20 protein-coding genes and 1 pseudogene are annotated in these 19,274 nt (G+C 61.8%); 16 read left to right on the forward strand and 5 right to left on the reverse strand.

Features of this window, described 5'->3' with window-relative positions:
- Positions 1 to 283 precede the first annotated feature (283 nt).
- The gene (locus tag KZ498_RS24280; RefSeq protein WP_312622264.1) at positions 284 to 1,078 is read right to left on the reverse strand and encodes an IclR family transcriptional regulator; all 795 of its coding nucleotides are present in this window, start codon (positions 1,076 to 1,078) and stop codon (positions 284 to 286) included.
- 391 nt (positions 1,079 to 1,469) lie between these two features.
- On the opposite strand from KZ498_RS24280, the gene KZ498_RS24285 reads away from it, so the two are divergent.
- Genes KZ498_RS24285 through KZ498_RS24320 form a run of 8 tightly spaced genes read left to right on the forward strand, consistent with a single transcriptional unit; the run spans position 1,470 to position 10,344 of the window.
- On the forward strand, positions 1,470 to 3,185 hold the full coding sequence (locus tag KZ498_RS24285) for an ABC transporter substrate-binding protein (protein ID WP_312622265.1): 1,716 nt from the start codon (positions 1,470 to 1,472) through the stop codon (positions 3,183 to 3,185).
- Complete coding sequence (locus KZ498_RS24290) at positions 3,185 to 4,213, forward strand: ABC transporter permease (protein WP_312622266.1); 1,029 nt, start codon at positions 3,185 to 3,187, stop codon at positions 4,211 to 4,213. The genes KZ498_RS24285 and KZ498_RS24290 overlap by 1 nt, the downstream gene beginning before the upstream one ends.
- On the forward strand, positions 4,210 to 5,121 hold the full coding sequence (locus tag KZ498_RS24295) for an ABC transporter permease (RefSeq protein ID WP_312622268.1): 912 nt from the start codon (positions 4,210 to 4,212) through the stop codon (positions 5,119 to 5,121). The genes KZ498_RS24290 and KZ498_RS24295 overlap by 4 nt, the downstream gene beginning before the upstream one ends.
- Positions 5,118 to 6,221 carry an ABC transporter ATP-binding protein gene (locus tag KZ498_RS24300; protein ID WP_312622269.1) on the forward strand — a complete coding sequence of 368 codons (1,104 nt, stop codon included), beginning with the start codon at positions 5,118 to 5,120 and terminating at the stop codon, positions 6,219 to 6,221. Before KZ498_RS24295 ends, KZ498_RS24300 begins: the two co-directional genes overlap by 4 nt.
- Positions 6,218 to 7,249: an ABC transporter ATP-binding protein gene (locus KZ498_RS24305; RefSeq protein ID WP_312622271.1), complete on the forward strand. Its 1,032-nt coding sequence runs from the start codon at positions 6,218 to 6,220 to the stop codon at positions 7,247 to 7,249. The genes KZ498_RS24300 and KZ498_RS24305 overlap by 4 nt, the downstream gene beginning before the upstream one ends.
- A complete protein-coding gene (locus KZ498_RS24310) occupies positions 7,239 to 8,648 on the forward strand; it encodes an amidohydrolase family protein (RefSeq protein ID WP_312622273.1) in 1,410 nt (469 codons plus the stop codon). Before KZ498_RS24305 ends, KZ498_RS24310 begins: the two co-directional genes overlap by 11 nt.
- Entirely contained in the window at positions 8,621 to 9,931 is a 1,311-nt protein-coding gene (locus KZ498_RS24315; RefSeq protein WP_312622274.1) for a Zn-dependent hydrolase, read from the forward strand. The genes KZ498_RS24310 and KZ498_RS24315 overlap by 28 nt, the downstream gene beginning before the upstream one ends.
- A complete protein-coding gene (locus KZ498_RS24320; protein ID WP_312622276.1) occupies positions 9,928 to 10,344 on the forward strand; it encodes a DUF3830 family protein in 417 nt (138 codons plus the stop codon). Before KZ498_RS24315 ends, KZ498_RS24320 begins: the two co-directional genes overlap by 4 nt.
- A 442-nt stretch (positions 10,345 to 10,786) precedes the next feature.
- Here the strand turns inward: KZ498_RS24320 and KZ498_RS24325 are convergent, their stop codons facing one another.
- Positions 10,787 to 11,347: a methyltransferase domain-containing protein gene (locus KZ498_RS24325; RefSeq protein ID WP_312622278.1), complete on the reverse strand. Its 561-nt coding sequence runs from the start codon at positions 11,345 to 11,347 to the stop codon at positions 10,787 to 10,789.
- Between the two features lies 1 nt (position 11,348).
- Positions 11,349 to 11,789, reverse strand: coding sequence for a DUF302 domain-containing protein (locus tag KZ498_RS24330; protein ID WP_312622280.1), 441 nt, complete (start codon positions 11,787 to 11,789; stop codon positions 11,349 to 11,351).
- A 271-nt stretch (positions 11,790 to 12,060) separates the two neighbouring features.
- Here KZ498_RS24330 and trxA point away from each other — a divergent pair, with 271 nt between their 5' ends.
- The 6 genes and pseudogenes from trxA (at position 12,061) to KZ498_RS24360 (ending at position 16,633) form a co-directional block, all read left to right on the forward strand.
- Positions 12,061 to 12,474: a thioredoxin gene (gene trxA, locus KZ498_RS24335; RefSeq protein WP_312622282.1), complete on the forward strand. Its 414-nt coding sequence runs from the start codon at positions 12,061 to 12,063 to the stop codon at positions 12,472 to 12,474.
- A gap of 329 nt (positions 12,475 to 12,803) precedes the next feature.
- Positions 12,804 to 12,950: pseudogene (locus tag KZ498_RS24340) on the forward strand (pyridine nucleotide-disulfide oxidoreductase); the annotation flags it as partial.
- Positions 12,947 to 14,197: an ArgE/DapE family deacylase gene (locus tag KZ498_RS24345; RefSeq protein WP_312622283.1), complete on the forward strand. Its 1,251-nt coding sequence runs from the start codon at positions 12,947 to 12,949 to the stop codon at positions 14,195 to 14,197. The pseudogene KZ498_RS24340 and the gene KZ498_RS24345, both read left to right, overlap by 4 nt.
- Before the next feature lie 428 nt (positions 14,198 to 14,625).
- Complete coding sequence (locus KZ498_RS24350; RefSeq protein WP_312622284.1) at positions 14,626 to 14,862, forward strand: sulfurtransferase TusA family protein; 237 nt, start codon at positions 14,626 to 14,628, stop codon at positions 14,860 to 14,862.
- On the forward strand, positions 14,859 to 16,004 hold the full coding sequence (locus KZ498_RS24355) for an FAD/NAD(P)-binding oxidoreductase (protein ID WP_312622286.1): 1,146 nt from the start codon (positions 14,859 to 14,861) through the stop codon (positions 16,002 to 16,004). The genes KZ498_RS24350 and KZ498_RS24355 overlap by 4 nt, the downstream gene beginning before the upstream one ends.
- Positions 16,005 to 16,006: 2 nt before the next feature.
- The gene (locus KZ498_RS24360; protein ID WP_312622288.1) at positions 16,007 to 16,633 is read left to right on the forward strand and encodes a DUF1641 domain-containing protein; all 627 of its coding nucleotides are present in this window, start codon (positions 16,007 to 16,009) and stop codon (positions 16,631 to 16,633) included.
- Between the two features lie 37 nt (positions 16,634 to 16,670).
- Here KZ498_RS24360 and KZ498_RS24365 read toward each other — a convergent pair whose 3' ends face one another.
- Together KZ498_RS24365 and KZ498_RS24370 are read right to left on the reverse strand one after the other, a co-directional pair.
- Positions 16,671 to 17,258, reverse strand: coding sequence for a DsrE/DsrF/DrsH-like family protein (locus tag KZ498_RS24365; RefSeq protein ID WP_312622290.1), 588 nt, complete (start codon positions 17,256 to 17,258; stop codon positions 16,671 to 16,673).
- Positions 17,259 to 17,260: 2 nt separating this feature from the next.
- Complete coding sequence (locus KZ498_RS24370) at positions 17,261 to 17,506, reverse strand: sulfurtransferase TusA family protein (protein ID WP_312622292.1); 246 nt, start codon at positions 17,504 to 17,506, stop codon at positions 17,261 to 17,263.
- Between the two features lie 250 nt (positions 17,507 to 17,756).
- On the opposite strand from KZ498_RS24370, the gene KZ498_RS24375 reads away from it, so the two are divergent.
- Together KZ498_RS24375 and KZ498_RS24380 are read left to right on the forward strand one after the other, a co-directional pair.
- Positions 17,757 to 18,950 carry an MBL fold metallo-hydrolase gene (locus tag KZ498_RS24375; protein WP_312622293.1) on the forward strand — a complete coding sequence of 398 codons (1,194 nt, stop codon included), beginning with the start codon at positions 17,757 to 17,759 and terminating at the stop codon, positions 18,948 to 18,950.
- 8 nt (positions 18,951 to 18,958) lie between these two features.
- A partial coding sequence (locus tag KZ498_RS24380) for a YeeE/YedE family protein (protein ID WP_396276201.1) occupies positions 18,959 to 19,274 on the forward strand: 316 nt, incomplete at its 3' end.

The raw sequence follows: 19,274 nt of genomic DNA on the forward strand, positions 1-19,274 counted from the left end.
AAGATATGGATAAGAATGCCGAAAATAAACTCATATCCCAAAGATAGGTAGAGATAGCCTGATTATGAGTATCAAGGCTACATACTAGAAATCGAAATCAGAGAGGGGTCTGCATATAGAACCCGACCCTGGAGGAAGTGGGTATTGTCGGCAGCTGATTATAACATATGTACATCTGTTATTATAGACAGAATCGTCCCTCAAAAAGGACGCCCAGGGATACTGAAACCGCTCCGCTCAACGGCTGTCGTGGCGTTCAAAATGTTCGAACGGAGTGGTTAGATTATGAACGATTGCTCATGTTGATATTGACTTCGATAACGTTCGCCGAATTAACGACCTTTTCGGGGAGAGTTTCTTCGAAACGGTCTCCCTGCAGAACGCTTGCAGGCCCCGAGACGCTCAACGAACCCAGTACGTCGCCACTGGGTGTCCGGATCGGCGCCCCCACGGCACAGAACCCTTCGATTTCTTCCTCCTTGTTGTACGCGTACCCGCGCTGACGGATTGCTGCCAGCTCCTCACACAGCGTTTCGAAATCGGTTACGGTGTTCGCTGTCCGTTCCAGTAAGCCGTGCCGGTCGATGATTTCAGTCACACGCTGTTCGGGAAGGTAGGCAAGTATCGCTTTCCCAGAGGCGGTGTAGTGCAAGTGATCCCGCTGCTGAGGTTTCGACGTCTGGTACTCCCCGCTTACGCTCGTATCGCCTTTCACCTGATAGAGGTTGATTGCGCGTCCGTTCTCTTCGGTGACGATGTGGACGTATTGCCCCGTTTTATCAGCGAGTTCGTTGACCTGTGGCTTCCCGTAGCGATACAGTGGGTTCTGACTACGGACGTATTCCCCGAACGCGAACAGTTCGAGTGCGAGTTCGTATCTGCCGTCACGTTGCACGACGAGCCCATTCTCTACCAGCGTCGTCAAGTGGATGTGAGCAGTGCTTTTCGAGAGATCAAGCTCGGTCGCGAGTTCCGTCACACCAGCCCCATCCAGCTCTTTGAGTTTCCTCAGCACCTGTGCGGATACCGAGACAGTCTGCAACGTCCGAGGCCCGTCGTCACCACCGGTTGGAGGCATATTACCGTCTTTACATCAGGATGACTTATATGTTCGCATATGTTGAACAACATTCCGGAGAACTGCCGAGACATACATGATTTTGAGAGAAATCGGCCATTTCTAGCAGTAAATCCCCGGTATAATGGATGACTCATAGCTCGGTTGTGAGCTGAGCTGTTCGTATATTTTGAATCGACGGCGTTTGATTCAGATATTTAAGGACTTGGTACCGCAACTAAGGTATACGCTCACCTAGTCCGCCTTGAAGTAGTTATAACGTATGTAGGGAAAAGCTTTTGAACAGATGGCGGATTTACCTATTCGACGCGAAAATGAGACTGAATGCCCAGAATATCCAGCTAGTACTGTACGAACTAGAATACCCTATCCTATCCCACGGAGCCAACAGATGACTGACGACGTTACCGGAAACAGTCAGGGTCTCACTGGCGAGATAACTGCGTCTGACTTCATCGCAAAGGGGTCGCGCCGGCAGTTCCTCACTGCACTCGGTTCAGCCGGTGCTGCTGGACTAGCCGGCTGTGCAGGGGGGTCCGGGTCGGGTTCGACTGACGACGGCACCGCAGCTGAGGAGGCCGGGGCACAGACGGACAGTAACGGCGACGGCTCGACGCTCACGGCGAACATCTCGCAGCGACTCGGGACGATCGACCCTGCGAAAGGGACCGACTACGTGCAGGCGATGGCGCTCGTAAACCTCTATGACCCGCTCGTGTTCCCTGACAGCGAGGGAGAGATTCAACCGAATCTCGCCTCGGACTGGTCAGTTTCAGACGACAGTCAGACGTACACGTTCAGCCTGCGAGACGACGCGACGTTCCACAGTGGCAATTCGGTAACTGCCGAGGACGTGAAATTCACCACCGAGCGGTTCCTCGACCTCAACCAGGGGTACGCATCGTTACTGAGTGGTGTCCTCGATAAGGAGAACATCGTTGTCGAGGACGAGCAGACGGTTTCGTTCGAACTCAATCGCTCGTACGCGCCGTTTCTCCCCATCATGGTCCTCGTATTCGTCGTCGACAAGGACAGGATCATGGAGAACCTCGAAGACGGCGACTACGGGGAACGTGGTGACTACGGACAGGCGTACATCAACAACAACGACGCCGGGTCCGGTGCCTACCAGCTGTCTGAGTTCTCCCGTGGCAACTCGATTACGTTCGCAAAGTACGACGACTACTTCAAGGAGTTCCCTGACGGATCGTTCGATACCATCGAGGTCCGCATAATCACCGAGAACTCCACCGTGCAGACGCTGATGAAAAACGGGGAACTGGACATGACCGGGCAGTACCAGAACTCCCAGACCTACAGTGCCATCGACCAGATGGAGAACGCGAGGGTGGACACAGTCCCGACGTTCGGGTTGCTGTACAACAAGATAAACACCCAGAAACCGCCGACTGACGACCCCGCAGTACGTGAGGCGATGGCCTGGGGCTTCGATTACGAACAGGTCGTCAACGATATTCGGCCGGATATGAAGAAGGCCAGGGGACCACTACCGCCGACGTGGGGTGCGCACAAAAGCGACGTGATGCAGCCGTCATACGACCCCGAGCGAGCACGACAGATCCTCGCTGACGCCGGCTACTCGGAGGGGGAACTCACGATCACGAACACGTTCACCTCATCGTACTCCTTCCAGGAGCGCATCGCACTGCTGTTCAAAGACAACATGGCGGACATCGGGATCAACGTCGAACTGAACCCACAGACGTGGGGGACCATCACGGAGATGGCCACTACAGTAGAAAACACGCCACACACGAGTCAGGTGTTCTACGTCCCAACGTACCCGTCGCCGGACTCGATGTTCTACAACCAGTTCCACTCTAAGGCCGCAAACACGTGGATGAGCATGGAACACCTCGATAACGATGAGGTCGACAGCCTCATAGACGAAGCGCGTCAGACCCCGGACCGACAGGCCCGCGTCGAGATATACAAACAGCTCCAGAGCAAGCTTGCGAATCTGCACTGTGACATGCACCTGTATCACACGGTGAAGACGATCGGCTTCCAAAACGACGTTGAGGGGCTCACGCTCCGACCGGCACAGGGCTTCGAGTACACGTTCCGAGACATCCACCGAGTGTAATGGCGCGCATAGGCCAGCTACTGCGTCGGCTTTCGGGGATGACCGTCAGCCTGCTCGGGCTATCGGTCCTCATATTCGTCATCTCACGGGTCCTGCCGGGGAATCCGGCCCGGATGGCACTCGGAGCGATGGCCAGCGACGAGCAGGTAGCGGAACTCGCCGCGGAGATGGGACTCGACAAGCCGCTCCCGCTCCAGTACGTCGAGTACATGCGCCGGCTCTTCGTCGGCGACCTGGGCCAGAGCCTCCAGACGAAGAATTCCGTTGCACGTGATCTGGTGACGAAGTTCCCCGCGACGCTCGAACTCATCACGCTCGCGTTCGTCTTCATGGTGGTGTTCGGTATCCCGCTGGGCATCGTCGCCGCGAAACACCACGGAGGTATACTCGACAACGCAACCAGGTTCTTCGCCTTCTCGACGGTGAGCGTCCCGAGCTTCTTCGTCGGCATCGTCTTCCAGCTCGTGTTCGGGTATTTCCTCAACTGGTTCCCTATCACGGGGCGGCTCTCCTCGGCGTACAGCGGCGAGGTGGTCCGATCGACGGGCTTCATGCTCGTCGACACCCTCCTGTCGGGGTCGATTGCAGCACACGTCGACGCGTGGACGCACATCCTGTTGCCGGCGCTTGCGCTGTCGTTTAGCGGGATGGGCCAGATAATTCGCATCACGCGCTCGAGTATGATCGACGTCGAAGGCCAGGACTACATCGAGGCGATGCGTGGCTACGGCCTGCCGACGTGGATGGTCACGGACAAGTACACGCTGAAGAACGCGTTCGTGCCGACGCTGACTATCCTCGGGCTCCAGTACGCGTGGCTTCTCAGCGGCGCGTTCATCATCGAGATAGTCTACTCCTGGCCCGGTCTCGCGAAGTATGGCGTCCAGTCTGTGCTGACCTCGGACGTCAACGCTGTCGTCGGCGTAACTATGCTGGTCGGCGTCGTGTTCGTCGTGGTCAACTTCGTCGTCGATCTACTGACGAGCTACATCGACCCGCGGATCGGTCTGGCAGGTGACAGCGCATGAGCATCGATACCCTCTCGTTCGATACGTCCGAACTTGACCGAATCGTCTCGCCGGCCCGTCGCGAACTGTGGTATCGTTCGTATCGCCGGTTCGTAAACCAGCCCATGAGCGTCATCGGACTCGGCGTAGTGGCCGCTATCACACTCATGGCCGTGTTCGCGCCGTACGTCGCGCCATACCCCGAGCAGGTGGGTTCGTTCACGGACTTCGCGAACGCCTACCAACCGCCGAGCCTCGACCATCCCTTCGGGACGGATAGCGCAGGGCGAGACCTCCTCACCCGCGTCATCTTCGGCTACCGCATCGCACTGCTACTGGTCGCCGTCGTACTGGGACTTGGCGTCCCGGTCGGCGTGATGCTGGGGCTGGTTGCCGGCTACGCCGGCGGCTGGGTCGATACGATCATTATGCGTATTACGGACACCTTCCTCGCACTCCCGCCGCTCGTACTGGCACTTGCTATCGCGTCGGCCTTCGAACCGACCCTCGAGATTGCGATGTTTGCCATCGCATCGCTCTGGTGGACGTGGTACGCACGATTAGCCCGCGGACTGGCCGCGAGTCTGTCGTCCGAGGAGTACGTGCAGGCCGCCGAACTCGCGGGTGCCAGCACGACGCATATACTCTTCCGGGAGCTACTGCCGAACTGCCTCTCGCCGCTGTTGGTCAAAGCGACGCTTGACGCCGGTATCGTGGTCCTGACGGGCGCGTCGCTGTCGTTCATCGGTCTCGGTGTCCAGCCCCCCAGACCGGGGCTCGGGACGATGGTCGCAAACGGCACCCAGTATCTACCCGCCGAGTGGTGGATCAGCATCTTCCCGGGCTTTGCGATCTTCGTCCTCGTGATGGGGTTCAACATGCTCGGGGATGGGCTGCGTGACCTCTTCGACGTAGAGGTGGAGCAATGAGCGACAGTACCGCCCCACTGCTCTCGGTTCAGAATCTCTCGGTCGGGTTCGAGGGCTTCGACGGCTACGCGGCTGTCGTGGACGGTGTCGACCTGACGGTCGAGCACGGAGAGGTCGTCACCATCGCCGGCGAGACAGGCTGTGGCAAATCCGTGACGACCAAAGCCATCACTGGACTGCTCGATGAGCCGCCAGCCCGCGTCTCCGGGGCCGTCGAGTTCGACGGACAGGACCTCCGGGCCCTCCCGGACGACGAACGGCGAGCACTGAACGGCGACCGTATCAGCGTTATCTTCCAGAACCCGCTGTCGAGCCTCAATCCCGTATTCACCATCGGAGAGCAACTCACCGATACGGCACAGTTCGGTGGTGAAGGGGATACTGGCATCCTCGGATACCTACGGCGACGGCTTTCGTCGCCGGACCGGTTGGCTGCCCGGGAGCGGGTCCTGGAGCTTCTCGAAGAAGTCCGGATGCCCGACCCGGAATCAGTGATGGACAGCTATCCGTCGGAGCTCTCCGGTGGGATGCGACAGCGAGCGATCATCGCGCAGGCGCTCTTGAACGAACCTGACCTGCTAATCGCTGACGAACCGGGGTCCGCGCTGGACGTGACCGTCCACGATGAGATCCTCTCGTTGCTCGAAGACCTCATCGCGAAACGGGACATGAGTATCCTGATGATTACGCACAACCTCGGGGTCGCTCGACAGCTGAGTGACCGCGTCTACATCATGTACGGCGGCCGTATCGCCGAAACCGCACCGACGACTGAGATATTCGACGCGCCACGCCACCCGTACACGCAGGGACTGATCGCGTCTATTCCCCGCCTGTCCGGCGACTCGATGGCCGGCGGCATCGGCGGGTCAGTCCCGGAGTACACGGACCCGCCGATGGGGTGTCGGTTCCACCCGCGCTGTCCGTACGCTGACGACGGCTGTCGGTCCAGCGAGCCGCCAGACGTCTCGTTTGGCGAGCAGGCCAGAGCCGCCTGTGTCCGTCACGCGGACGGCGACACGGGGCCAGTCCCGACGCTTGCGGAAACAAAACAGAGACTCTCCGAGCCTGAGCGGCCGGCAGCGGGAGGCGACTCATGAGCGGCCCAGTGCTCGAGGTCAAAGACCTGAAAAAGCACTTCCCGGCCGAGGGGCTGTTCTCGTCGGACCCGCCAGCGAAGGCGGTCGACGGCGTCTCCTTCAGTATCGACGAGGGGGAGACGCTCGCCCTGATCGGGGAGTCCGGAAGCGGAAAGTCGACGGTGGCAAAGACCATCATCGACATCCACGAGACGACTGCGGGGCTCATCCGGTTCAACGGGCAGGACATCACCGATCCGATTCGACAGCAGCTGGCCGAGATGCGCTCGGAGATCCAGCTCGTGTTCCAGGACCCGACGTCCTGTCTGAACCCGCGTCGGACGATCCGGAAGTCACTCCTGGTCCCGCTGAAAGCGACCGGAGTCCCGAGATCGGACCGCGAGGAGCGCGTCCGACAGATGCTGGAGCGGGTCGGGCTCAACGACGAGTACCTGTACAAATACCCGCACGAACTGAGTGGCGGCCAGAAACAGCGCGTGAACATCGCCCGCGCGCTGGCCGTCGAACCGTCCCTGTTGCTGCTGGACGAACCGACCAGCGCGCTCGACGTTAGCGTGCAAGCCAAGATTATCTCGCTGCTGGAGGACATCCAGACGGAATTCGACCTCACGTACCTCTTTATTACGCATGACCTCTCACTCGTACGGAACTTCGCGGACGAAACGGCCGTCATGTATCTCGGTGAGATACAGGAACAGGGGCCGACTGACCGGCTCTTCGATAACCCCCGGCATCCCTACACGCGGTCGCTCCTGTCGTCAATCCCCGTTACGTCCCAGCAAGAGGAAGCGCTCAAACCGGACAGCGAGTCACTGGACGGTGAAGTACCTGGTGCGCGGAACATGCCGTCGGGGTGTCGGCTCCACCCGCGGTGTCCACACGCGACCGAGGACTGTACAATGAGACATCCAGAACAGTACAACGTACATGACCGAGACGTGCGGTGTATCGCATACGAAGACGGAGCAGACGGGTTCGACCGACTCCGTAGGCAGACCTCTGTCGGGAGTAGCTCCGATGGCAGCTGACCTCCGTGTCGTCGGTGGGACGCTTGCCACAGCACAGGGAACCGTTGATACGGGGTTCGCTGTCGAGGACGGAACCATCGTCGCTACCGGCGACGAACGCCACCTTCCCGACGCGGAACACACCCTAGACGTGACGGGGAAGATGGTCCTGCCGGGTGTCGTCGACCCGCACGTCCACATAGACGGGTTCAACTCTATCGACACCTACGAGACCGGGACGGCGGCGGCGGCCCGCGGTGGCGTCACCAGCGTCATCAATTTCGCGTGGCAGACGTGGACCGGCGAGCGCGAGCGCGATGCTGCTGGGTCAGTGTGGGCCGACAGCGGGTCACTCCTCGACGCTATTGACCGCCAGCGGGCGAGTGCGTCGGCGGCGTACGTCGACTACGGGCTGCACGCGACGGTGACCGCCGAGGACCGTTCGGTCTTTGACGAGTTCGATGCGGTCGTCGAGGCGGGCGTGCCGTCGTTCAAGTTCTTCACCGTCTACGACGTCGGCGTCTCCAACGGGTTCCTCCGACTGGCCTTCGAACGTCTCGCGGACCTCGATGCGGTCGCCGTCCTGCATACCGAAGACCAATCCGTCTGTCAGGCACTGACTGACGAACAGCGCCGCACCGGCCACGGACACCCGACAGACTATCCGGAGACACGTCCCGACTACGCGGAGGCCATTGCACTGTCGGATGCGGTTACGCTGGCGACCGAGACTGACTGCAAGTACTACGGCATCCACACCACCTCACGGGCCGCCGTGGACGAACTTGCAGCGGCACGCGAGGACGGAACGCGGGTTCGCGGCGAGACGTGTCCGCATTTCACGACCCTCACCGAGGATGTGTACGCGGAACAGGGAACGATGGCGCTCCAGTCACCCCCGCTTCGAACTTCGGACGACGTCGAGGCGATGTTCGAATCGCTCCGGGATGGCACGCTCGATATCGTGTCGACGGACCACGTCGCGTCAACGCGGGCCGAGAAGGCCGTCGAGAACTGGTGGGACTGTCCGTTCGGCGTGAACAGCCTGCAGACGTCGCTCCCGGTGTTTCACGACGAGGCGGTCAACCGTCGTGGCCTTCCCTACTCGTTCCTCGTCCGGGTCCTTTCCAGAAACCCTGCCCAGACGTTCGGCCTCTCACAGAAGGGCCGTCTCGCAGTGGGGGCCGACGCCGACTTCGTCGTGTTCGACCCGACGGAGTCCTACGAGATATCGGCGGCGGACAACGCGTCTCTGGCGGACTACTCGATATACGACGGCAGAGAGGTGACCGGGAAAGTCGTCGAGACGTACCTCAGAGGGCGACGCATCGCGGACGACTCCGGCGTCGTTGGGGACCCGCGCGGCGAGTTCCTCGTCCGTGACGTTCCGACATGGGACCCACAGGGAGGTATGGCGTAGTGGACACCACAAGTGACGTCGACGCCGATTCGCTCCGAACAGACATCGAGCGTACCGGTGACTTCGGCAGCGTTGCAGCCGAAACCGGTCGCGGCCGGACCGCCCTTCCGGCGGACGATGCAAACGTGCGGGCGAGAGAGTACCTACTCGACCGGATGGAAGAGGTCGGTCTCGACGTTCGGGTCGACGCTGTCGGCAACATCGCCGGCCGGTGGGCGCCGTCGACGTGTGACCCCAACGCCGCACCGGTCGTGGCTGGAAGCCACCTCGACTCCGTGCCGAGGGGTGGGATTTTCGATGGTCTCCTCGGTGTCTACGCCGCGCTCGAAGCGGTCCGAACCGTTCGGGACAGCAGCGTGGTCGTCGAACGCCCGCTTGAAGTCGTCTCTTTCACCGGTGAGGAGGGAACTCGGTTCGCGGACGGAGTCCTGGGTTCTTCAGTCGCCGCCGGGGAACTATCGGTCGAGGACGCGCTGGACCTCTCTGACGGACGCGTCTCTCTCGGAACGGCACTGGCAGAGACTGGTTTTCGCGGGACGGGACGCCTCGACGCGAGCGAGTGGCACGCCTGGATCGAACTCCACATCGAACAGGGGGGGCACCTCGAAGACGCGGGCATCCCCCTCGGCATCGTGACCGATATCACCGGCACGACTCGGGGACACGTCAGTATCGATGGGAGCGCCGATCACTCGGGGACGACGGGCATGCAGGCGCGTCGCGACGCGCTCGTCGCGGCGAGCCAACTTGTCCTCGATGTCGAGGAGACCGCAACCGAGATCGCCGCCACGGGAACGGAGACTGCAGTCGGGACTGTCGGCCGCCTCACCCCGAAACCGAACGCAGTCAACGTCGTTCCGGGGAGCGTGTCGATGCGTCTCGACCTCCGGTCCATCGACCGACTGGAGATCGACCGCCAGGTCCGGGCTGTCGAGAGCTCGCTTGCTGATCTGGAGCGCGAACACGGCGTCGAAACGTCGCTCGATATCCCATACGACATCGCCCCGACGCAACTCTCCGAGCGCATTCGGGACACCGTAGAAACAGCGGCCTCCCGGTGTGATATCGAGACACTCGCGCTCCACTCCGGCGCGGGCCACGACACGATGCAGGTCGCCAACGTGACCGATGCAGCGTTGTTGTTCGCCCCGTCTGCGGGTGGCTATTCGCACTCGCCCAAAGAGTGGGCTGAATGGTCGGACTGTGCTGTGGCGACCCAGGTCCTCGCAGAGAGTCTCGCATTGCTTGCATCGAACACTGAGCGACACCATACGTACGAATGATCGAAATTCAGACCGACGAGACGACGTTTACAGCTGAGCTACACGAACAGCAGGCCCCCGAAACGGTTGCAGCACTCAAAGCGATGTTACCGCTTCGCTCGGAGTTGATGCACGTCCGCTGGAGCGGCATCGCGACGTGGATCAACATCGATGAGGTCGACCTCCCGGAACTGCCCCGAGAAAACCACACGACGTATCCGTCGCGTGGCGACCTGTTGCTCTATCCGGGCTATCGGAACGACGCGGAAATACTGCTCCCCTGTGGACCGACCTGTTTCAAGAGTCAAGCGGGCGAGCTTGCAGGGAATCACGTCGCGACGGTCGACGCAAGCGCCGAGCAGCTCAGGCAACTCGAACAGACGACACTCCACGACGGCATTCAGGAGGTCGTCATCAGAGAAGTCCACCGGTGACGGACATGGCCGTCCGTCGGCAACAGAGCCACGGATCGTAGCACCCATTAAATATCACTGCATACGCCGGCCGCACGACTGCAATGCGATCGGTGGGCAAACCGTTTTAATCTGGGACTGCACGTATCGAGGTATATCTGACACCAATACGAGACACTTTTCTGGAGATATCTGAACATACATCTCATATAGTGCTGCTATCAGTCGTAAATATATTTAGAAGTCTAAAAGAGCTTTTTATTCCCAAAACAGGAATACTTTTACAAGATAGGCGTGTCTCGGTACATATATGAATCTATACCTATCGAAACAGCCGGTCTTATGGGCCGATTCGGTGTCCGATGTAACTAGATTACCAGGGACGAGACCGGTCAAGCAACTCAACCGATGATACCCGCGGGCGGCATTCGGAAAACCGGCGTGGACAGTGGGTGCCGTGACCTCACTCGGCACTCACAACTACCAGGAACGTCTCCGGTCGCACCGCCTCGAACTCGACGGTGAAGCCGTGCTGGCGGAGCGCCTCCGTGGCCTCGGCAGCTGAAAACCGCTCGTCGACGGGTGGGCCATCGCGACCGCTTCCGGTGGCTGCCCAGTCGGCGATAGCGAACGTCCCCCGTGGCTTGAGCACGCGTGCGACCTCGGTCAGCGCCCCCTCGCTAGCGAACTCGTGGTATGTCATCGTCGAGAACGCCGCGTCGAGGCTCCCGGTATCGAGGGGGAGGTCGTCGACCGCACTCGTCACGAGGTCGACGTTGTCAGGGACACCTTTCTCCCGGTAGTAGTCGTGCATCGCCTCCTGAACGTCGACCGCGTACACACGGTCAACGTCCGGTGCGACTTCGTCGGTGTAGAATCCGGTCCCGCTCCCGAGGTCCGCGACCGTCTCGCCGCTGTCGGCCGACAGCGCCCAGCGGAGCTCTTCCGCCGAGAGGAACCGGTACCGTTGCTGTGCGTCTTCGAGTTTGTCGGCCCGGTCGGCCTCGAACGTGTGATAGCCCATGTTAGAGGTTCCGGAACGCCTCGTCGACGATCTCGCCGGTGTCGGCGACGATGTCCGCCATCTCCTCGTTGTCGGGTGCCATCCCGACGAGGCGGGCGATGCGCATGATGGAGACGTGATAGACGCGCTGTTGCCCGGGCTCTTCCTCCCAGATGACGACGTTACAGGCCATGAGCGCACCGAGTTTGTTGTCTGTCGCATCGAGGGCACGGTCGGCGACCTCGGGGTTGCAGGCTCCCAGCACGTAGTAGGGGTCCCGACCCGCGTCGATCTTCTCGTTGAGCATGTCGGAGGGCGAGAACTCCACGGGGACGCCGAATCCAGCGTCGGTGAACACGTCCCGGACGTGTTCGATCGCGTCTTCGTGGCTCATTTCCAGCGTCGTCTGTTGTTCGCCGATGTCTTCAGGGTCGATCTGACTGGGGTCGATTGGGAGAACCATTCGTGTATTGTATTGTGCCTACAGGACAAAGGCTCTTGGGGTCTCCCGTCACATGAACAGCGACCCCTCTGACCTCCTGCCCGGCCGGAAAGCTCTGTTATCGTCGGTACCACGGCGGTGGCCGTTCGACCGACTGTCGACCGACTGCTCGGGCTCTCGTGGTCGGAGTCCGCCGCTGTTGGCGGCCCATTTCAGACACTCTCTCAATGCGGTGCAGTATTGTATACTATATGCAAAACAAATAAGTCGATTCAGGTCGAAGGTCAGAGCGATGACCGACGAGCTAGAGGAGATCAGACGGCAAAAACTGAACGAACTCCGTGACCGAGGCAAAGCGGGGAGCGCCGACGAGTCGGAACCAGAGCGCGTTTCCGAGCCGATCTCGGTCGATGGAAAATCCGAGCTGACCGACATAGCCACCGAGCACGACGTCGTTCTGGTCGACTTCTACGCAGACTGGTGTGGCCCCTGCCAGATGCTCGAACCCGTCGTCGAAACGGTGGCCGCCGAAACCGCTGCGACAGTGGCAAAGGTCGACGTCGACGCGAACCAGCAACTCGCCGCCGAGTACGGCGTCCAGGGGGTCCCGACGCTCCTGCTATTCGCTGACGGGGCGCCGGTCGAGCGACTCGTCGGGATGCAGGACGAAGCACAGCTCCGCTCGGTAATCGAGAGCCACGCCTGATTCCACCGGCCCCGCAGGTGCCTAACCCGGGAGCGAAGCTCCGGCCGACGGGACAGGTCTCCAGACGGATAGTCGGTTTTCCCCTCGCGATAAGGTCCCGTTGTTCGGGTAAGCAGCCACTCGTTGTGCAGGAGAGACCAGGTCTGTTTCCGTGTGATGGAGACCAGATGTGCTCTCGTCGATGTGCGATTTGGAAACGGTTCAAGCCCTCCCTATCCTTCTTGCCCGGCGACTTTCTCGATGGCCAGAGTTTGCCGATTGGTAGTTTGTAGTATTGTAATATTCACGAAATACTTTTGAATGCGCCGTTCCTTTCATAAAACATGAGTGACACGGTCGCAATGGCGCTCACAGCGGGCATGACGGTGACCGAACTGCGGACTGCCGACCTCGCCTACGCGCCCCCATTCAGTCCCGTCCGGGACCCGGTATTGACGGCAGCGAACGTCCTCGACGGCAAATTCGACCACGCATGAGCGACGCTACTCCACCCGACTACGTTCGAGACCACCGCGAAGAACTGGTCACACTCGCCCTCGACCTCATAGCAAGCGACACGTCGAATCCACCCGGAGATACGCGCGAGATTGTGACCGATATCGAGGGGTTCCTCGACCCGCTCTCGGTCGATGTCGAGCGGTTCGCAGTCGACCCGGCGAAGCCGAACCTCCTCGTTCGGATTCCCGGTGAGGCGGACCGAACGCTGCTGTACAACGGTCACCTCGATACGGTACCGTTCGACGCCGATGCCTGGACTCACGACCCGCTCGGCGAGCGCGACGACGACCGTGTGTACGGCCGCGGCGCGACCGATATGAAAGGTGCCGTGGCGTCGATGCTGTTTACCATCCGGGCCTTCGCCGCGACTGCCGCTGAGCCGCCTGTCACACTCCAGTTCGCCTTCGTGAGCGACGAGGAAGTGGGCGGCGACGCCGGCCTTCCCGCGCTGCTGGAGGCCGGACGACTCGACGCCGACGCGTGCGTGATCGGCGAGCCGACCTGCGAGGCGGGCCACCACTCCGTTACAATCGCTGACCGGGGCAGCATCTGGCTGACGCTCGAAGCCAGCGGCGAGGGGGCCCACGGCTCCCGGCCGGTACTCGGCGTCAACGCTATCGACCGGCTCTACGACGCCGTCGAGACGCTGCGGGACCGCTTTGGCTCCAGGCGACTCGATATCGACCCCGACCTGGAGTCGATCGTCGACGAGTCGGTCGAATACTACGCCCCGTCACTGGGCGAAGATGTCGCTCGCGACCTGTTCCGGTACCCCTCTATCAACCTCGGCGTTCTCGAAGGCGGCGACGCGATAAACAGCGTCCCGCAGTCCGCCCGCGCCGAAGTCGATATCCGACTGACCGCCGGGGTGGAGACGCCCGACGTGCTCTCGGAGATCCGGTCCTGTGTCGCCGACTGCGAGGGGATTACGATCACCGACGTCTCCTGGAGCGTCGGGACTGCTGAGAGGCCAGACAGCCCGCTCGTCGAAGCTGTCACCGCGACGGCAGCGGACGTCACAGGGGAACGCGTCTTCCGGCGGAGTGCCACGGGGGGCGGCGACGCCAAGACGCTCCGGAACGCGGGCATCCCGACCGTCGAGTTCGCGTTCGGGACCGACACCGTCCACGCCCCCGACGAGTACGTCCCGGTCGATGTGCTCGTCGACAATGCAGCCGTCTACACCAGACTTCCCGCAGTGTGGGCGTCCCAGACAGGCCGGTAGCAGTCCGGGGACATCCGAGTCCGCCGGAGACACTGACTCGGAGACAGGCCGGCCATCGAGTGAGACTCGGATGTTACCGTTGTAGACTTGTGGATATAGAAGACAATATTGGTACAACCGAGGGACGGACTCGCGCAGTCCACGGTCCCGGGCTTGCCGGTGTCGGACTGGCGACGCTCACCGGGCTGTCGAATCTCTGGACGTCGTCTGGGGCCATTTCGACACTACTCGGCGCCGTCCTCGGCTCCCTGCCCGCGTCGACGCGCTCGTGTTTTCGGCTAGCTATCGCGTCGCGCTCAATGCAGCTCTGTGGTCGCCGTACGTGCGATAACCTTGCTCGGCTTCGCCGTATCCCTCTTTTTCACTATCTTGGAATTATAGCACAATACTAATACGGACCAGCCCCAACTAACTCCTGTGAGATACCCATGACCGATATCGAACCTGACGACACCGTCGACGCCCGCGGCGCAGCCTGTCCCGGTCCGCTGATGGACCTCATCGGAGCGATCCGGGATGCCGAACCCGGCGACGTGGTTCGGCTCCTGAGCGACAGCGAACAGTCGCTCACGGACGTCCCGGAGTGGGCCGAAGAGGCCGGCAACGAACTGCTGGCCACCGAAGAGCTCGAGGACCACTACGAACTATACGTGGAGAAAGCATGACCGACCAAATCGCCATCGTCGGCGGCGGAACCGGCGGCGCTGTCCTCGCGAACGACCTCGCCGACCGACTGGGCTCCGAACTCGACGCCGGCGACGTCCGCATCACGCTGTTCAACGACGGGCCCGACCACGTGTACAAGCCGGTCTGGCTGTACGTGCCGTTCGGACAGCGCGAACCGGACGACGGTCGGCGACCGCTCGACGAGCTCGTCGACGACGCCGTGGACCTCCGGATCGACCGCGTGACTGAAATCGACACCGACGCCCAGCGACTCCGGTTCCACGGTACCGCCCCGTCAGTCGACTACGACTACCTCGTGCTGGCGACCGGGTCGACGCTGGAGCCAGAACGGATCCCTGGCCTCGCCGAAGGCGGGCACGATTACTACAGCGAATCGGGTTCGACCGCGCTCCGGGACGAACTCCTGGAGTTCACCGAAGGGCACCTCGTGTTGAGCGTTATCGGCTCACCGCACATGTGTCCGGCAGCGCCACTCGAGTTCGTCTTCATGGCCGACGACTGGTTCCGCGAGCGCGGGCTCCGTGACGAGGTCGACATCACCTACACGTACCCGATCCAGCGCGTCCACGGCAACCCACATATCGCCGAGTGGGCCCGACCGATCATGGATGAGCGCGACATCCAGGTCGAGACGTTCTTCAACGCCGACGAGGTCGACCCGGACTCGGAGACGCTCGTCTCGATGGAGGGGACCGAACTCGACTACGACCTCCTCGTGACGATTCCGCCCCACGGCGGTGTCGACCTGATCAAGGAGGCGGGACTCGGCGACGACGGCTGGGTCGACGTCGACAAGCACACCCTCGAAGCCGAGGCTGCCGACAACGTCTACGCGCTCGGCGACACCGCCGACACTGGCGTCCCGAAAGCGGGCAGTGTCGCCCACTATCAGGCCGGGGTCGTCGGCCAGCGCCTCGCCAGCGAAGTCCGCGGTCGGCCGGCGACAGCGACCTACGACGGGAAGACGCTGTGTTTCATCGAGACGGGGATGGACGCGGCGTCGTTCGTCGAGTTCGATTACGAGAACCCACCGTCGCCGGCGCCGCCCTCGGAGAAACTCCACTGGTCGAAACTGGCGTACAACGAGTCCTACTGGCTCACCGCACGGGGGTTGCTCTGACCATGTCCGGGGAACAGGCCACCGAGCAGGCCGACCTCGAAGCGGCGATTCAGCAGAACCCCGAAGCCGTCGCCGAGTTTGTCGAACATCTCGACGCCGTCAACGAACTGCTGGCCGTGCTCTCACTCGGCGAGAGTGCGCTCTCAGACGAGATGGTGCGTGAGCTCTCGGCCACGGGCTCGACGCTCGCCGAGTCCGTAGACGGGCTCGCGACCGACGAGACCGTCGCCCTGGCCGAGACCGTCGGTGAGAACGGCGACGAGTTGCAGAACGCGCTCGAAACCCTGCTCGTGCTCCAGCGAAGCGGCACGCTCGACGAACTGGCCGAACTCGCCGAAGTCGGCTCGCTGGCAACCGCCGCGCTCGACGACGAGATGGTCACTTCGCTGGCAGGCACCGGTGCTGCGCTCGGCGAGGTCGCACAGACGGCCGCGGACGAGGACACCCGCAACGGTATCGAGACGCTACTGGCGGGCCTCGGCGAAGCGGAGCGCGAACCGGCCGAGCCGGTCGGCCCCGTCGGCCTGCTTCGCGGGCTGCGCGACCCGGACGTCCAGTACGGGCTCGGCTACTTGCTGGCGATTGCCGGCGCAGTCGGCAGTGAGCGAGCCGAGGAAAAAACAGAGTAGTCGTCCGACGCAGCTACCTTACACGCGGTTTGTCGCTTCAGACGAGAAGCTGGATGTCGGCGTCGGCCATGTCCTGCAGCGCTGTCGCGGCGCCGACACCGGTGGTGACGCCGTCGTAGAAGTCCTTCTCGTCGTAGTCCATCAGATCGATGGTCATCTGGCAGGCCTGGAACTCCACGCCCATATCGAGGCTCGTCTCCAGCAGCTCCTGGATGGTCGCGGTGTCGTTGTCCGCGATTTTCTTCTCCATCATCTTCGTCGTCACGCGGTCCATGCCGGGAATCGCGGCCACGGCGTTCGGCATCGGCATGTTCGGGTTGCCGACGGAGCTGAGTTTGAGGTTCTTCGAGCGTTCCTCGTGGAGGATGTCTAGCCCCCAGAACGTGTGGAAGACTGTCACCTCGTACCCGAACGCAGCCGCCGTGCTGGCGAGGATCAGCGGCGGGTACGCCATGTCCAGCGTTCCCTTCGTCGCGATGATGCTCATCTTCTTCGTGTCGTCCTCGCTGGTGGTCTCCGCGAGCGCGTCTTCCAGTTCGTCGACGCGGGCGGCCAGCTCCGCACGCGAAGGCGGGTCCTCGGATGGCGTGTCGGCCCCGTCCGCGTCGGGTGTGTCCGTGCTCATCGTTACTCGGTCTTGCGGACGTAGTGTTTGTACACGTTGTCGCCTTCTTCCTGGGCGAGGAGTTCGACACCCTCGGTTCCGGCGGCCCAGCCGTCGATGTCGCTCATGCTTCCCGAATCGGTCGCCAGGACTTCCAGGACGTCGCCGGCGGCGAGGTCGTCGATGGCCGATTTCGTCTTCACCACTGGCATGGGACACGATGCACCTTTCACGTCGAGCGTCTCCGCGATGTTGAATTCAGCGTTCATTGGTTGTGTACTCCGTTGGTCTGTCTTGGAGGTATCACACAATACCACCCAATCAAGTAAAAGATTGTCGGTTCTTGTACACACTACAAACAACACCTCGATTTCGAGACACGCGTTTCGAGGTCTGAAGGTCGCTCAGGTGTCGTTCTGCCCTCTCTGAACAGCTGACTTCGGCCGATAGTATTGTTCGTAATGTGAATTACTATGCAAATGCTTTTGTGCATCCGACCGGTAGGAACGAGTGCACAATATGAACGCCGACGACTTTCCGACGCCGGACGTTGCCGTGGAATCAACGGATCCAGAATCGCTCAAAGACCGCATCGACGCCGGCGAGGACGTCACGCTCCTCGACACTCGGATGCAATCGGACTACGACGAGTGGCACATCGACGGTGCGAACGTCACGTCGATCAACATCCCGTACTTCGAGTTCCTCGAGGACGACATCGACGACGACGTCCTCGCTCAGATTCCCGAGGACCGCGAAGTGACCGTCCTGTGTGCGAAAGGCGGCGCCAGCGAGTACGTCGCGGGCACGCTCGCGGAGCGCGGCTACGACGTCGACCATCTCGAAGACGGCATGAACGGCTGGGCGAGCATCTACGAGGCCGTCGAGGTCGAGCGCTACGACGGCGCCGGCACGCTCCTGCAGTACCAGCGGCCCTCCTCGGGCTGTCTCGGCTATCTGCTCTATCACGACGGCGAAGCTGCAATTATCGACCCGCTGCGGGCGTTCACCGACCGTTATCTGCAAGATGCGGAGGATTTCGGCGTGGAGCTACAGTACGCATTTGATACGCACATCCACGCCGACCACGTCTCCGGCGTTCGCAATCTCGACGCGGAGGGCGTCGAGGGCGTCATCCCGGAGGCTGCGGTCGACCGCGGCGTCGTGTATGCTGACGACCTGACGACAGCGGCCGACGGCGACACGTTCGGCGTCGGCGACGCGACTATCGAAACCGTCTCCACGCCCGGCCACACGACCGGGATGACTTCGTATCTCGTCGACGAGAGCCTGCTCGCAACTGGGGATGGGCTCTTCATCGAAAGCGTCGCCCGCCCGGACCTCGAAGAAGGGGACGACGGCGCACCCGACGCTGCCCGGATGCTCTACGAGTCCCTGCAGGAGCGGGTGCTGACCCTGCCCGATGACACGCTGATTGGCGGCGCGCACTTCAGCGATGCAGCCGAGCCCGCCGAGGACGGCACCTACACAGCACCAATCGGAGAGCTCGTCGCGGAGATGGAGGCGCTCACGATGGACGAAGACGCGTTCGTCGAACTGATCCTCTCGGACATGCCGCCGCGGCCGGCCAACTACGAGGAGATCATCGCGACGAATCTGGGGCAGAACGCCGTCGACGACGAGGAAGCGTTCACGCTGGAACTGGGCCCGAACAACTGCGCGGCCAGCCAGGAATCCCTTGCGGGTGACTAACCACGCCAATGGTCATTGAGGCACTCCCACTGCAGGCAACCGCCGAACTGTTCCCGAACGGCATCAGTCGCTACGCTGTCGGGGGCCTGCTGGTGGGGCTCGGAACTGTCGTCATCTACGTTGGCACTGGTATTCCCGCCGGCGCGAGCACGTTCCTGGAGTCGACGCTGTCGTACGTTTCAGACCAGTCCCGGTTTCAGCGGTACGTCGGCTCCCGTGACTGGCGGGTCGTGTTCACGCTTGGCATCGTCCTCGGTGCGGCTGTGTACGCAGTCGTCTACCAGGGCGGCGCATGGACCACAGACGTCCAGCCGTGGCGACTCC

Origin of the sequence: Haloarcula sp. 1CSR25-25 (genome assembly GCF_032027985.1) — an archaeon.
In the GTDB taxonomy this organism is placed as follows: Archaea; Halobacteriota; Halobacteria; order Halobacteriales; family Haloarculaceae; genus Haloarcula.

What these genes read in the sequence shown, in the direction of transcription:
- KZ498_RS24280 (WP_312622264.1), bottom strand. Translation starts at nt 1,078, where the DNA reads ATGCCTCCAACCGGTGGTGACGACGGGCCTCGGACGTTGCAGACTGTC.
- KZ498_RS24285 (WP_312622265.1), top strand. Translation starts at nt 1,470, where the DNA reads ATGACTGACGACGTTACCGGAAACAGTCAGGGTCTCACTGGCGAGATA.
- KZ498_RS24290 (WP_312622266.1), top strand. Translation starts at nt 3,185, where the DNA reads ATGGCGCGCATAGGCCAGCTACTGCGTCGGCTTTCGGGGATGACCGTC.
- KZ498_RS24295 (WP_312622268.1), top strand. Translation starts at nt 4,210, where the DNA reads ATGAGCATCGATACCCTCTCGTTCGATACGTCCGAACTTGACCGAATC.
- KZ498_RS24300 (WP_312622269.1), top strand. Translation starts at nt 5,118, where the DNA reads ATGAGCGACAGTACCGCCCCACTGCTCTCGGTTCAGAATCTCTCGGTC.
- KZ498_RS24305 (WP_312622271.1), top strand. Translation starts at nt 6,218, where the DNA reads ATGAGCGGCCCAGTGCTCGAGGTCAAAGACCTGAAAAAGCACTTCCCG.
- KZ498_RS24310 (WP_312622273.1), top strand. Translation starts at nt 7,239, where the DNA reads ATGGCAGCTGACCTCCGTGTCGTCGGTGGGACGCTTGCCACAGCACAG.
- KZ498_RS24315 (WP_312622274.1), top strand. Translation starts at nt 8,621, where the DNA reads ATGGGACCCACAGGGAGGTATGGCGTAGTGGACACCACAAGTGACGTC.
- KZ498_RS24320 (WP_312622276.1), top strand. Translation starts at nt 9,928, where the DNA reads ATGATCGAAATTCAGACCGACGAGACGACGTTTACAGCTGAGCTACAC.
- KZ498_RS24325 (WP_312622278.1), bottom strand. Translation starts at nt 11,347, where the DNA reads ATGGGCTATCACACGTTCGAGGCCGACCGGGCCGACAAACTCGAAGAC.
- KZ498_RS24330 (WP_312622280.1), bottom strand. Translation starts at nt 11,789, where the DNA reads ATGGTTCTCCCAATCGACCCCAGTCAGATCGACCCTGAAGACATCGGC.
- trxA (WP_312622282.1), top strand. Translation starts at nt 12,061, where the DNA reads ATGACCGACGAGCTAGAGGAGATCAGACGGCAAAAACTGAACGAACTC.
- KZ498_RS24345 (WP_312622283.1), top strand. Translation starts at nt 12,947, where the DNA reads ATGAGCGACGCTACTCCACCCGACTACGTTCGAGACCACCGCGAAGAA.
- KZ498_RS24350 (WP_312622284.1), top strand. Translation starts at nt 14,626, where the DNA reads ATGACCGATATCGAACCTGACGACACCGTCGACGCCCGCGGCGCAGCC.
- KZ498_RS24355 (WP_312622286.1), top strand. Translation starts at nt 14,859, where the DNA reads ATGACCGACCAAATCGCCATCGTCGGCGGCGGAACCGGCGGCGCTGTC.
- KZ498_RS24360 (WP_312622288.1), top strand. Translation starts at nt 16,007, where the DNA reads ATGTCCGGGGAACAGGCCACCGAGCAGGCCGACCTCGAAGCGGCGATT.
- KZ498_RS24365 (WP_312622290.1), bottom strand. Translation starts at nt 17,258, where the DNA reads ATGAGCACGGACACACCCGACGCGGACGGGGCCGACACGCCATCCGAG.
- KZ498_RS24370 (WP_312622292.1), bottom strand. Translation starts at nt 17,506, where the DNA reads ATGAACGCTGAATTCAACATCGCGGAGACGCTCGACGTGAAAGGTGCA.
- KZ498_RS24375 (WP_312622293.1), top strand. Translation starts at nt 17,757, where the DNA reads ATGAACGCCGACGACTTTCCGACGCCGGACGTTGCCGTGGAATCAACG.